Here is a 12,538-nt window from a genome sequence, read left to right on the forward strand (position 1 = left end):
GAAAACGCGCCGACGCTAACGTCTCTACGAGACTCAGCTACGGACAACGTCGGTAAGGCTAGTTCGTTATACGAAATGTGGCAAATCATGATTAAAAAAACAAAATAAGAAAAACTGATAAAAAGCAATTCAGAGGAATTAAAAATATTGACTCTGTAACGCTTTCCCGTTACACCTAAATAGTGAAAGAATTCACTGCCTACAAAGGTGAAAAATTTACTATCGAATGGTATTTTGATGAGAGTGAAAATTCTGATGTTTTAGATTATTTTGAAAAACTACCTGAGTCATTTCAAATTAAAACCTTAGCTTTATTCAAAAGATTCGCTGAAATTGGGGAAATTAAGGACAGTACTAAATTCAATTTTGAAGGGGACGCCTTATTTGCTTTTAAGCCTATTCCACATAGATTTCTTTGCTTCTTTGTAAAAGGTAAAAAGATTATCGTTACTAACGCATTTCACAAAAAAACAGACAAATTGCCAAAAAACGAAAAAGAAAGAGCATTAAAAAGAAGGGAAGATTATGAAAAACGAACAAAAAAAGGCATCTATTACTAAAACTACATTTGATCGTTTAATGAAAAATCAATCTTTTAAACAAAAGTTTGATAAGGAATACGATGCTTTAACTCTTTCGGAAACCATTATTGAATTAATGGAGTCAGAGAAACTTTCTGTAAGAGAACTCTCTAAACGCGCAAATGTTTCAAGCACAGTTATTCAAGAAATCAGAAGTGGGAAACAAGATAATCCTACTTTACTAGTGCTTTCTAAATTGGTTCACACATTAGGCGCAGAGATTATTATAAAAAAAGGCAAGAAAACACTTGCTAATGTATAAGCCACATTTCGTTTAACTACGCCTTACCGCTACGCTGCGGGATTTGCTACGCAAACCCTTGCTCGGTCTCCGACACATTGTCCTCCGTCACGTTTCTTGCTTACGCAAGAAAACGCGCCGACGCTAACGCCTGCATCGCAGGCTCAGCTGCGGACAACGTCGGTAAGGCTAGTTCGTTAAACGAAATGCCTAAAATTCTTTAAGATTAAGCAAAAATGAACAAATTAGTCTCCTTTTTAAGAAATATTACATACTCTCACTCTTTTAAGTAAGGATTGAATCTTGACAAATTTCTATATCATTGTCTAAAATATAATTATGAATTATAGAGAACATCTCAGCGCTTCTCCTCAAGTTATGCTTGGTAAACCGGTCATCAAAAATACCAGAATTACCGTTGAGCTTATTCTTGAAAGATTAGGGGAAGGTATGAATATCGAAGATATTCTCTCTGCTACCCCTGGCATTTCGAAAGAGGACATCTACGCTTGCATTGCATATTCTAGCGAGGTCATTAGCAAGGAAACTCTTCTTGCTAGCTAGTTTACTAGCTGACGAAAACGTTGATTTTCGTATTATCAAAACACTTCGAGATTCTGGTATTACTGTTCATTCCATTCTTGAAGATTACAGAAGTGTTTCTGATTTCAAAGTTATTGAAATTGCTAGAAAACTAAATTCAATTATACTTACTTTAGATAAAGATTTTGGAGAATGGGTTTTCTCACATAAAGAATTTACCATTGGTGTTATTTTACTTAGATATAATCCAAAAGAATATTTAGAAATTACAAAAGCTATCCAAACTTTAATTAACCAACATAATGATAGCTTAATTGGCAAGTTCGTTGTTCTCTCTACTTCGAAGATCAGAATTAGAGAAATTCATTTATAATTCTATATCACTTTCAAAAATCTTTTTTTCTTCATTTTAGAAAATATAAAAGGTCAAAATCATGAAAAATTTAAAACTATTTTCAATTATAGTTATTAGCTCTATGCTAATAGTTTTTGCAATTGAGGCTGCTGGACGAAAAGGCAGTAAACGTGTTGGTGGCACAAACAGTAAAGGCAAAGGAAGTCATTACGTCGGTGGGAAGAAGAAAAGTAAATAGATTCTTACTAGACTTATCTTTGTCGTAGGCACTTCGTTTAACTACGCCTTACCGCTACGCTGCGGGATTCGCTTCGCTCACCCTTGCTCGGGCTAAAGCCACATTTCTTGCGTGTCACTGCGCTTGCAAAAGCAATCTCGTGCCACTTCAGAAACGTCGGTAAGGCTAGTTCGTTATGCGCCATAAGCAAAAAAAATTTCCCTCCTGAATAAAAAAGTATCATACACCTATAGAAAAAGATGAAATTGCGAATAGCAGTATTGCTTCTTATCGAAAACGCGCGCTCTCTTGTAGTTGAATTATAAAACTAATACGAACTGTGGTATTTAAATGAAATTTAAGAAAGCCATGTAAATTATCTAAAAATAAATTCATCTTACTTTAGCGAATAAAATGCAGGAATAAAATTTTGATAAGAAAGAGATTAACCATAATAACTTTCAAAACTCCTCAGAAAAAGTAATTCTAAAACAAGTTACAAAAATAAGTTATTATCTGAAAAACCATTAGAGGTGCCATGAACGAAAGTCTATATAAAAATCCATTCTCCGAAGAGACAATAAAGTTACGACGAAACCTTTTAGCGGTATCTACCGTTAATATCTTTATTTGGGTAACTTATGAAATACCAAATTCATTCTCTCTTTTTGGGTTAACATTCTCTTCATTTCAGAATCCCCACTTAGGGTGGTTTATTTTTACAATTTCATTGTATTTTTTATTACACTATCTTTCAATCTCGTTTCCCGAAATAGCTATATGGCTTAAACCAATATTAGAGTCAAAGTATCGTCAAAAAGAACGAATGAAACATCCTGCTTTTGGTGTTACAGATTTTCTTGATCTACCTGGACCTTATGATGGTGAGAATATTGATTCCGTTATTGAGGATGCCAAATACGAAGCTAGGCAAAAAACGATAAAGAGATTAAGCCTCTTCTATTCCTTTATTTATTTAAAAATAGTATTAGATGTTCTTTTACCTATTGTGTATTCAATATTTGGAATTACTGTACTACTCGTTTTAATTATTAAATAGTATTTTCTCGATTATACTACAATATGCTTACAGCGCATAACTACGCCTTACCGCTACGCTGCGGGATTCGCTTCCGCTCACCCTTGCTCGGGCTGAAGCCACATTGTCCTCCGTCACGTTTCTTGCTTAGCAAGAAATCGTGCCGACGCTAACGTCCCTTTGGGACTCAGCTACGGACAACGTCGGTAAGGCTAGTTCGTTATGCGAAATGAGTTCAAATATACTTAAGGAGAAAAAATGGACGATTTAACTTACCAACAATATCTTGAGAGTTTTGATAAATTCCCCAAAATAACTTTATCCGCATTTGATGTTAGTATATTAGATATATCAAAGTCAGAGTATCTTAATTTAATCAACAGAGAGGAAGATGGACCAGAATTACAGATTGATTCAAAAGGGATTTCAATAAAACTAAAAAGTCCCGCCTATATTGCAAATATAAATATTATAATACCCGAATCTGAAAAATCAAAAGAATTAAATATCCTGTTTCGTCCGTCATTTGGATACGCAGGTTTGATCGAAGGAAAATTCAAATTCGAAGAAAGACCAGATCTAATAACATTTAGTATAGATACTTTAGTAAGCGAAATTGTTATAAAACACAAGAAATGGTTTTTTCTTGCAGGAGATAAACAACCTGTAAGGAAAATAATCTTAAAAGGAATTCTTACAAAAGACATAATTGAACTAATTGAAAATTTTAAGCAAACCATTAGCTTTCAAGAGAACTATATTAAAGAAATAACAAAAGATAAATTAGAATTAGATACAAAAAAAACAGAATTAGTTAAACAGGAGACTCAACTTAAAGAAAAAGCAACAAAACAAGAAACTGAACTTATCCAAAAACAATCAGAGGCTCAGACCAAATCAAACGAAACCGATATTTTATTTAAATCGAAACAAGCTGAATTAAAGATTAAAGAAACAGAATTAAACTCAATATCTTCTCAATTGGAAACACTTAAAGAAGAAATAAATAAATATAACAAGCAAATAGAAACCAGTAAAATACAATTAAAAGATGTTAAAGATAAAGAAAACTCAGCGCTTGAAAATGCAAAATCCAAAAACCTTGAAACATTAGAACTAGATAAACAAATAAATATAGGTAAAGCAGAATTAATACGACTTAGTCAAGATAAATCACTTTTTACAGAAGATATTAAGGGGCATTTTCAGGAAGGTTTTAAACAAATAAGGCTATATTCTATAATCGTTTCTTTACCAATTATAGTAGCAATTTCTATGGGAATAGGCATTTATTTAAATTCTGATAAAGTTACAACCCTTCTAATTGAACACCCAGAAATAGGAATTATTAGTTTACTATCTTCTAGAATTCCATATACCACAATTTCCTTAGCTTTAATCGCCTTTTTTTCAACTATCAGTACAATTTTCATTAAAAGAATGATTTCAATCCATAAGTCGAGACTTAGATTTTCTGAAATAGGAATTTTAACAAAAGATGCAAGCGACTCTTTTTTATCAGGCCAGAGCCTATCGGAAAATCAAAGACAGGAATTTAGATTAGGGATGAGAATGAAGTTATTACGTGAATATATTTCAGGAAAGTTCGACTTTGATACGAAAGATGATGATCTATTAAATTTCATTTCGATTAAAAAAATAACAAAAAAAAATGCGAATGAAACTTCAGAATAAAACTCACTTCGCTTAACGAACGAGCCTTACCGACGTTGTCCGACCCTGAGCCTCATAGAGGCGTTAGGGACTGGCGCGTAGTTTGCGTATGCAAACGAGTGACAGAAGGACAATGTGGCTTCAGCCCGAGCAAGGGTGAACGTAGTGAATCCCGCAGCGTAGCGGTAAGGCGAAGTTATACGCAGTGGTCAATCTATTTCGGTAAAACATTTTCTAAAATATTTATCTTTAATATTTCATTTACTTTCTTTAGTTTATTTGATAATTTACCTTGAATTACAAGATAACATTTAACTTTTTTATTTATAGCATTTACTTTGGTTTCTGCAATCAAACTAGAATGATATTTGATACATTGATAAAGTCCTCGCTCTAAATCATCTTCGCCTGATCTGATTGACTTAACTTCAATTGCAGTCAGCATCTCGTTATCTTCGAAAACGACATCGATTTTATCACCTGACTTCAATGGATACTCTCTGATTCCAATGAGATCAGTTGAAAGAAATACTAAACTTGGGTTATTTTTGACATATTCACAAAGTGCTTGGTGTTCAGGAGATCCTTCACTACCGTAAGGATTATAGAAATTATTTTTTATGTCAGAAAATGATTCTGAGCTTTCTTCTTTAATCCTAAGAAGAGTTAATATTTTTTTCCATTTTTCGCCAAATTGGAAAATCTTTTTATATTCCTGTTGAACATAATCTAATTTCTTCTCTTTCGTCATATTTGGATAAGCTTCGTAAAATTCTCTTAATCCAACGCCTGGTAAATTTTCCGTTTTTGAAACTACTAAAGCTTGTATAAACGGTATTCTTTCATTCCATCCTTCAATCTTTAAGTCATCAAAGAAGTGGCCCATTTCCCCTAAGGTTATCCCAATATTACGGCCAAAAGCATCGCCAATGAGAGGTTCAGGGTATTTAATATTTTGTGCCAGTTCACTATAAGTAATATACTTATTACCACCTTTGAAATGTTCTAGCCGGTTAACTAAATATTTAAGGATTATTTTTGCCCAATAATTATGATTTATATCATTCATGTGTAATATTTTTTGACCATTGCGTATAACTACGCCTTACCGCTACGCTGCGGGATTCACTACGTTCACCCTTGCTCGGTCTCCGACACATTGTCCTCCGTCACGTTTCTTGCTTAGCAAGAAGACGTGCCGACGCTAACGCCTCCTCAGAGGCTCAGCTGCGGACAACGTCGGTAAGGCTAGTTCGTTAAGCGCAATGTCAAAATTACAATGAAAATAAAAGAATATATTAAACAATTTGAAATTAGAGATCAGCCAGATGCCTATCGATTAATCGAATCGCTCGAATTCATTTCATTTAAAAAAGTGAAGAACGAGTTGTTAGACAAAATCCAAGAATTGAAAAAAACAAACCCTGGTAAAATGGCAATTTATTTAATAAAAAAGGAAACATTTGGAAAGCGTTTTCAATATACTAGTGCCGAAAAATTAGGATATGCAATGCGCGAGCTAGAAAAGAATTTTCCTAGAGACTTTTGCATAGCACCCACTATTTCTAGTTTAAAAGCAGAGAAAATGAAATCGATTTTGCTCTTAGATGATATAATTTGTTCTGGCACTAGAGTAACTAATTTTATAGATAGAACGATTGATAAAACGATCAAGTCGTGGGTGTCCAAAAAATATACAAATGTTTTCATTCTATCTTACATTGGTTATTCAAAAGGACTTAATATAGTAAAAAAACATTCAAAATCAATACCCGCGGAGAATATAATAGTATGTAAAGAAGCGGACATTCGGAATCCGATTAATTCTGGTCTATTTGATGAGCTGTTGCAAAAATATGCACACTTAACAAAAAAAGGCAAAGCCGCTTTAGGTTACAAGAATTCAAGAGGGTATCATATATTCGAATATGGGTGTCCGAATAATATTCCATCAATTTTGTGGTCTGATGGCAATAAATGGAAATCATTACTTCCAAATCAAACGATACCTAAGGAAATCAGCCCCCTGTTCGGAGATTCTGCTAGCAGAGAAAAAACTATTTCAAAGATTCACTCTTCGGGACAGGAAAAAATAGCTATTGGAATACTTGATTTAATTGAGAAGAAAACCAAATCAGAGGAAAAAGCTAACGGATTAATTATTCTCTCAATTTTAAATATGGGTGTTAAAAAGCGAAATATAAATAAGTATATTTCGATCGAGCAATCAGAGATTTTAAGTTGTTTAAAAAAACTTCAAATAGCTGGCTTAATCAAATCCAATGGAAAATTAACCGCGATTGGAAAAGAAGTATTAAATAAATATAAAGCGAAAGACATTAATAAAAAATATTTAAGTGATGAAGTTACATACAAAATATCATTTCCAAAGTTCTTTAGGGGATTTCCGGCGAAAATTTAGCGTACAATTGGCAGAGATGTCAAATGCTAAAAGAGCAGAATAGTTTTCTGCTCATTGAAATAGCTACCGATGGATAAGACCGTTCAATCGCGAATTAAACTGCGTTCGACTTGTTTTTCGCGATTGAACGACCTTTTCGGCGTAGCTCAAAGGCTTATAAGTAAATGACTAACCGGAATCCCCATTTTTTTACAAAAAAATCACGGATTATCTCAAATAATCCAGCTTATCAGAAAGCAATTGAAACTTACGTTATTAAATTAACTTCGCAAGGCTTACCTCCAATTCTCTCTCTAAAAGATCTTGGTTACTTAACATATACTTCAAATGACTTTATCAAAAAAATTGTCCAAAGAAATATCGATTGTTATAAGAAATTTACGATTAGAAAAAAGTGGCGGTTTACGATGGATCTACATTCCTAATCCGCAATTGAATTCACTTCAATATTGGATCCAAAAAAACATTTTAGCCACCAGAACTCCACACTTCGCTTCACAGGCATATACGAAAGGTAACTCTGTCAAAAAAAACGCATCAATTCATTGTAATTCTGAATGGATGGTAAAAATCGATATTAAAAATTTCTTCGAATCAATCTCCGAATTGAAGCTATATAAAGTTTTTTTAAATTTAGGATACTCAAAATTAGTTTCGTTTTGTTTAGCTAGAATATGTACGGTTCAAATCAAAAGAAAGACTTAATTCGAAAAAATGGAAATACAAACGCAATCGAAATGACTTAATTCTAGGAAGTCTTCCTCAAGGTACAGTTACTAGTCCCTTACTTTCAAATCTTTGTGCGTTCGATTTAGATACTAGATGTAGTTTGATAGCTTCAGAATATAATTTTATTTATTCAAGATATTCCGATGATCTTATATTTACTAGTATGGTAAAAGACAAACAGAACGCCTTAGATCTTATGCGTGAGGTATTTGAAGTTTTAATTTCTTTAGGTTTTACTCCTAATTATAAAAAAACATCACTGGTACACTCAGGTAAACGTAAAATTGTAACTGGACTCGTCGTAAATTCAGATCATCCTACGCTACCAAAAGATTTTAAAATATATATAAAAAACAGTTTATACTACTGCAAAAAAATTGGACCACTTGAACATTGTAAGCGAATAGGATTTAAAAGCGTATTAGCTTTTCGCCAGCATCTTAAAGGAAAAATACTTTTTGCAAAATCAATTGATCCTAAATTAGGGGCTCTATTCGAATCAGACTATTTCAAAATAATCTGGCCAGACGCTTGACACTGCGCTTAACTACGCCTTACCGCTACGCTGCGGGATTCACTCCGTTCACCCTTGCTCGGTCTCCGACACATTGTCCTTCTGTCACTCGCTTGCATACGCAAGCTACGCGCCAGTCCCTAACGTCTCTTTGAGACTCAGGGTCGGACAACGTCGGTAAGGCTAGTTCGTTAATCGCAATAAGCAAAATATATGAGTGTAAAAAGAAAATTTCTAGTAGAAGCATTACTAAAATATAATTATTTCCCATTTCAAAAGAAGAAAAGCGAGGAGCTACCTCCGATTTTTTCATCTTCAAAACTAACAATCCCTTGTGCCGAGGAAATTTCAAAAGAAAAAATCCCAAATGACAGATCGAAAGAAGGTTATGACAGTGTTTATTGCAAGGCAACAAGATTTAATAGTATTCCGAGACTACTTAGCATTCCACATCCAAAGCCATATATAGACTTATGTTTCGAATTTTATAATAATTGGAATAAACTTACATCAATATGTACAAATGATCATAGTATAATTATTCCACGCACGCATAAGGACGGAAGAATAATAATAATGGACTATGAATCTTCCTATCAAAGAAGAGAAAGATATTTTAAAGAAGCCTTTGGCAAAAAATACGAAGTTCATACTGACATTGCAAACTGTTTTCCAAGTATTTATAGCCACTCCATCCCATGGGCAATAGTTGGATTTGAAAAAGCAAAAAAACAAAGAGGAGATAAGTTTTGGTTTAATTCTTTGGACAAAAAAATACAAAATTGTTCAAGAAAAGAAACAACTGGCATACCGATAGGTCCCGCTACTTCAAATATAATAGCCGAAATAATTTTAGAAAAAATCGACAAAGCCTTAAAAAGAAAATATAAATATGTTCGATTCATAGACGATTATACCTTATATAGTAAAGATGAAACAAATGCGCAAAATTTTATTAAAGATCTTGGCAATGAACTCCTAAAATTCAAATTAAATCTAAACATAAAAAAGACAGAAATCCACAAGTTGCCTCAACCCCTAAATGAAGAATGGATAGGAAGAATTAAAGAAATTTTACCAAAAGGAAAACCAGTTACGTCAAATCAAATATCTGATATTCTAGATTCCGCAGTAAGACTTCAGGCAAAACATCTTGATGGGAGTGTATTAAAATACACAGCTAATGCGTTAATCAAAGGATTAGACAATAAATCAGCAGATGCCTTCGTAAAATATATAATAAAATTAGTCTATTATTACCCGAACCTTCTTCCTTCGATCAAAAAACCATTAGAATTATTTCCAGAAACTAGGACTAAAAATTTAAAGAAACAAATCGTTCTCCTTTTGAAAGAGTCAATAGCCTACGGTAGAACTGATATTGTATGCTGGCTCATGTATTATTTAAAATATTTCAATTTCCAAATAGATAAACGTACAGCAAATATGTTAATTGAACAGAAAGACTGTTTACCTCTTACAATTCTTTTTTATTCTCCTGAACATAGAAAAGAAGTTGTTAAGTTTGCAAAGAAAATAGATAAGCAATATCATTATGAACTTGATAATTACTGGATTCTTCTTTATCAAATTTATTTAGAAAATCTTATAGAAAATCCATATAATGATAATGTTTTTCCAATCCTAAAGAAAAATAAAATTTCCTTTGTGAACATTGCCAAGTAAAGTTTGCTTACTGCGATTAACTACGCCTTACCGCTACGCTGCGGGATTCACTTCGTTCACCCTTGCTCGGGCTAAAGCCACATTGTCCTCCGTCACGTTTCTTGCTTAAAGCAAGAAAACGCGCCGACGCTAACGCCTCTCCTCAGAGGCTCAGCTACGGACAACGTCGGTAAGGCTAGTTCGTTATACGAAATTGTGCAAATATGATCCTGGCATAGTCTTAAAAAAAATTATAACTGCTTGACAGACATATCTGACATGCAAGCATAGCTACAGTGATTAAATCTTTCGCGGATAAGGAAACTGAGAAAATATTCAATCAAGAATTCTCTAAAAAATTTCCACCAGATATTCAAAGTCGAGCTTTGATCAAACTCTTACTTTTAGAAAATGCTGAAAAGGAAGATGACCTTAGAGTTCCTCCTTCAAACAATTTTGAACATTTAAAAGGAAATAAAAAAGATTTTTGCTCCATCAGAATTAATAAACAATGGAGAATTACTTTCAAATTCAAAAATGGCAACTCTTTTGATGTTGCTATTGAAGATTATCATTAAGGAGTTTTTTGTATGAAAAATAAGCGCATTCCAACCCCTACTATTGCAGAAATTCTAAGACTTGAATTTCTTGATCCTTTCGATATTACTCCTTATCGATTGGCAAAAGAATTACATGTTTCTACTTCTACTATCCTTGAGATTCTACATAATAAAAGAAAAATTACTGTTGATATGTCTTTAAGATTGGCTAAATTCTTCGGTATGTCAGATAAATTTTGGATCAACTTACAGAATGATTTAGAAATTAGAAAACAAAAAGAAAAACTCAGAGACAAATTAGAAAATATTCAAGCACTGCAAAAAACTGCCTAACTTTTACCATAAATAACAACTTAAAATATATAGAATTTATTACTGATTTAATAATCTCTAAGATATTGATATTAAGAAATCAATTTCTTGTAAAACTGATTCTATCAGTTATTTTACAGATTTCATTGAATTTATAACTGCACAACTTCGTATAACTTCGCCTTACCGCTACGCTGCGGGATTCGCTTTCGCTCACCCTTGCTCGGTCTTCGACACATTGTCCTCCGTCACGTTCCTTGCTCAGCAAGGAAACGCGCCGACGCTAACGCCTCTCTGAGGCTCAGCTACGGACAACGTCGGTAAGGCTAGTTCGTTAATCGCAATAAGTGCAATTGTATCTTCTTAAGAAGTAGGACTTAGAAATGTTTAATCAGAAATGGAAAATTTTATATTGGTTTTTACTATTGATTGCCACTGGCATATTATTGAATGAAAGATTAAGTTTTATTAGAGAAGGCCAATCTGCTCCTATAGATATATTTATTTTTTTAGTTTTTATTGCAGTTTTGCTCGTCCCAGTATTTAATGAAATTTCTTTCTTTGGTTTGAATTTTAAACAAGGATTGGAAGAATTTAAAAATCAATTGCAGTTTCAAATACAAAACCAAATCACCTCATTACGATTTGATTTACAAAACACAAATAACAATAGTATAAATCTTTCTTTTCCGAAGCCTCCATCTGATGAACAGTTACCCGATTTACAAGAAAGAATAAGGGATGTTGTTTCTCAAGCTTTAAGAGAACAAGGTATTACCGAAAATACCACAGCTCCACCAAATAATGCTCCTAACCTACCAGAAGATAATATTTTTTTATTTTCAGTAAGATTTAACATCGAAAAAAGGTTACGAAATATTGCTTTAAATCGATTAGAAATGGATAATCGAAAATTTGCGCCAATTTTCCAAATTACCAATGCACTAATCTCAGCTGAACTATTAAACAAAGAACTTGGTAGTGTAATACGTGAAATTTATTCAATATGCTCGCCAGCAATTCATGGAGAAGAAATTTCCCCAGCAAAAGTAAGATTTGTTAGGGAAGTTAGCGGTGATATAATAAATACATTAGATGAACTTGAACAACGTTTAATAAGGTAAATTAAATAGAGCACCTCTTATACTTAAAACAGCACTTACAGCGTATAACTACGCCTTACCGCTACGCTGCGGAATTTGTTTCGCAACCCCTTGCTCGGGCTAAAGCCACATTGGCTTTCCGTCACGCTTCATGCAGAAGCAAGAAGGCGCGCCAGTCGCCAACGTCGGTAAGGCTAGTTCGTTAAACGCAATCGCAAAATTTTAAAAGAAAAAAGAACTTTAGTAAAAATATGATTTACGGTATCTCATTTTGAGATAAACTATCTTCTGAGTGCATATTATCAGCTGGAAAAAATTAGATGATTTTATTCAGAAGTATCCCGCTTCTGAATCCTCTCTTAAAAGCTGGTTTAGAATTGTTAAAAATACTAATTTTAGAGATTTTAATGAATTAAGAAAGGTTTTTAACTCTGTCGATCAGGTGAATAAATTTAATGTTTTCAACATCAATGGAAATCATTTCAGATTGATTGTCGCTATTCATTTTAATCGACAAAAAGTCTTTGTTCGGCACGTTCTTACTCACTCCGAATATGATAAAGCCAAATGGAAAAAGGAATAA

Annotated in this window: 15 protein-coding genes; 14 read left to right on the top strand and 1 reads right to left on the bottom strand. The window is 33.2% G+C overall.

The window, feature by feature from the left end; genetic code table 11:
- Nucleotides 1-182 precede the first annotated feature (182 nt).
- The 7 genes from EHS11_RS11155 to EHS11_RS11180 all read left to right on the top strand — a co-directional run bounded on the left by EHS11_RS11155 (nucleotide 183) and on the right by EHS11_RS11180 (nucleotide 4,671).
- Nucleotides 183-560, top strand: a complete 378-nt coding sequence (locus tag EHS11_RS11155) for a type II toxin-antitoxin system RelE/ParE family toxin (RefSeq protein WP_135764498.1) — start codon at nucleotides 183-185, stop codon at nucleotides 558-560.
- Nucleotides 526-843 (top strand): helix-turn-helix domain-containing protein, encoded by a 318-nt coding sequence (locus EHS11_RS11160; protein WP_135764499.1) that lies wholly within the window; start codon nucleotides 526-528, stop codon nucleotides 841-843. The genes EHS11_RS11155 and EHS11_RS11160 overlap by 35 nt, the downstream gene beginning before the upstream one ends.
- A gap of 357 nt (nucleotides 844-1,200) precedes the next feature.
- Nucleotides 1,201-1,386: a DUF433 domain-containing protein gene (locus EHS11_RS11165; protein ID WP_210413681.1), complete on the top strand. Its 186-nt coding sequence runs from the start codon at nucleotides 1,201-1,203 to the stop codon at nucleotides 1,384-1,386.
- Nucleotides 1,376-1,738, top strand: coding sequence for a DUF5615 family PIN-like protein (locus tag EHS11_RS11170; RefSeq protein WP_135764501.1), 363 nt, complete (start codon nucleotides 1,376-1,378; stop codon nucleotides 1,736-1,738). The genes EHS11_RS11165 and EHS11_RS11170 overlap by 11 nt, the downstream gene beginning before the upstream one ends.
- Before the next feature lie 61 nt (nucleotides 1,739-1,799).
- Entirely contained in the window at nucleotides 1,800-1,958 is a 159-nt protein-coding gene (locus EHS11_RS19825; RefSeq protein ID WP_167884415.1) for a hypothetical protein, read from the top strand.
- 517 nt (nucleotides 1,959-2,475) lie between these two features.
- Nucleotides 2,476-2,997, top strand: a complete 522-nt coding sequence (locus EHS11_RS11175; RefSeq protein ID WP_135764502.1) for a hypothetical protein — start codon at nucleotides 2,476-2,478, stop codon at nucleotides 2,995-2,997.
- 237 nt (nucleotides 2,998-3,234) lie between these two features.
- Entirely contained in the window at nucleotides 3,235-4,671 is a 1,437-nt protein-coding gene (locus EHS11_RS11180) for a hypothetical protein (RefSeq protein WP_135764503.1), read from the top strand.
- A gap of 193 nt (nucleotides 4,672-4,864) precedes the next feature.
- Here the strand turns inward: EHS11_RS11180 and EHS11_RS11185 are convergent, their stop codons facing one another.
- Nucleotides 4,865-5,719: a hypothetical protein gene (locus EHS11_RS11185; protein ID WP_135764504.1), complete on the bottom strand. Its 855-nt coding sequence runs from the start codon at nucleotides 5,717-5,719 to the stop codon at nucleotides 4,865-4,867.
- Between the two features lie 210 nt (nucleotides 5,720-5,929).
- On the opposite strand from EHS11_RS11185, the gene EHS11_RS11190 reads away from it, so the two are divergent.
- The 7 genes from EHS11_RS11190 (at nucleotide 5,930) to EHS11_RS11225 (ending at nucleotide 12,538) form a co-directional block, all read left to right on the top strand.
- The gene (locus EHS11_RS11190; protein WP_135764505.1) at nucleotides 5,930-7,072 is read left to right on the top strand and encodes a phosphoribosyltransferase-like protein; all 1,143 of its coding nucleotides are present in this window, start codon (nucleotides 5,930-5,932) and stop codon (nucleotides 7,070-7,072) included.
- A gap of 745 nt (nucleotides 7,073-7,817) precedes the next feature.
- Nucleotides 7,818-8,336 carry a reverse transcriptase domain-containing protein gene (locus EHS11_RS20335; RefSeq protein WP_135764507.1) on the top strand — a complete coding sequence of 173 codons (519 nt, stop codon included), beginning with the start codon at nucleotides 7,818-7,820 and terminating at the stop codon, nucleotides 8,334-8,336.
- Nucleotides 8,337-8,528: 192 nt separating this feature from the next.
- On the top strand, nucleotides 8,529-10,001 hold the full coding sequence (gene drt4 / locus EHS11_RS11205) for an antiviral reverse transcriptase Drt4 (RefSeq protein ID WP_135764508.1): 1,473 nt from the start codon (nucleotides 8,529-8,531) through the stop codon (nucleotides 9,999-10,001).
- A 275-nt stretch (nucleotides 10,002-10,276) separates the two neighbouring features.
- Nucleotides 10,277-10,558 carry a type II toxin-antitoxin system RelE/ParE family toxin gene (locus tag EHS11_RS11210; protein ID WP_135764509.1) on the top strand — a complete coding sequence of 94 codons (282 nt, stop codon included), beginning with the start codon at nucleotides 10,277-10,279 and terminating at the stop codon, nucleotides 10,556-10,558.
- A 12-nt stretch (nucleotides 10,559-10,570) separates the two neighbouring features.
- Nucleotides 10,571-10,873, top strand: coding sequence for a HigA family addiction module antitoxin (locus EHS11_RS11215; protein ID WP_135764510.1), 303 nt, complete (start codon nucleotides 10,571-10,573; stop codon nucleotides 10,871-10,873).
- A 362-nt stretch (nucleotides 10,874-11,235) separates the two neighbouring features.
- Nucleotides 11,236-11,976 (top strand): hypothetical protein, encoded by a 741-nt coding sequence (locus EHS11_RS11220; protein WP_135764511.1) that lies wholly within the window; start codon nucleotides 11,236-11,238, stop codon nucleotides 11,974-11,976.
- 271 nt (nucleotides 11,977-12,247) lie between these two features.
- Complete coding sequence (locus tag EHS11_RS11225) at nucleotides 12,248-12,538, top strand: type II toxin-antitoxin system HigB family toxin (protein ID WP_135764512.1); 291 nt, start codon at nucleotides 12,248-12,250, stop codon at nucleotides 12,536-12,538.

Source organism: Leptospira ilyithenensis (assembly GCF_004771005.1).
GTDB classification, from domain to species: Bacteria; Spirochaetota; Leptospiria; order Leptospirales; family Leptospiraceae; genus Leptospira_A; species Leptospira_A ilyithenensis.

Excerpts from the sequence above, each read along its gene's own strand:
- EHS11_RS11165 (WP_210413681.1), top strand. The coding sequence starts at position 1,201 with ATGCTTGGTAAACCGGTCATCAAAAATACCAGAATTACCGTTGAGCTT.
- EHS11_RS11185 (WP_135764504.1), bottom strand. The coding sequence starts at position 5,719 with ATGAATGATATAAATCATAATTATTGGGCAAAAATAATCCTTAAATAT.
- EHS11_RS19825 (WP_167884415.1), top strand. The coding sequence starts at position 1,800 with ATGAAAAATTTAAAACTATTTTCAATTATAGTTATTAGCTCTATGCTA.
- EHS11_RS11160 (WP_135764499.1), top strand. The coding sequence starts at position 526 with ATGAAAAACGAACAAAAAAAGGCATCTATTACTAAAACTACATTTGAT.
- EHS11_RS11215 (WP_135764510.1), top strand. The coding sequence starts at position 10,571 with ATGAAAAATAAGCGCATTCCAACCCCTACTATTGCAGAAATTCTAAGA.
- EHS11_RS11180 (WP_135764503.1), top strand. The coding sequence starts at position 3,235 with ATGGACGATTTAACTTACCAACAATATCTTGAGAGTTTTGATAAATTC.
- EHS11_RS11175 (WP_135764502.1), top strand. The coding sequence starts at position 2,476 with ATGAACGAAAGTCTATATAAAAATCCATTCTCCGAAGAGACAATAAAG.
- drt4 (WP_135764508.1), top strand. The coding sequence starts at position 8,529 with ATGAGTGTAAAAAGAAAATTTCTAGTAGAAGCATTACTAAAATATAAT.
- EHS11_RS11220 (WP_135764511.1), top strand. The coding sequence starts at position 11,236 with ATGTTTAATCAGAAATGGAAAATTTTATATTGGTTTTTACTATTGATT.
- EHS11_RS11190 (WP_135764505.1), top strand. The coding sequence starts at position 5,930 with ATGAAAATAAAAGAATATATTAAACAATTTGAAATTAGAGATCAGCCA.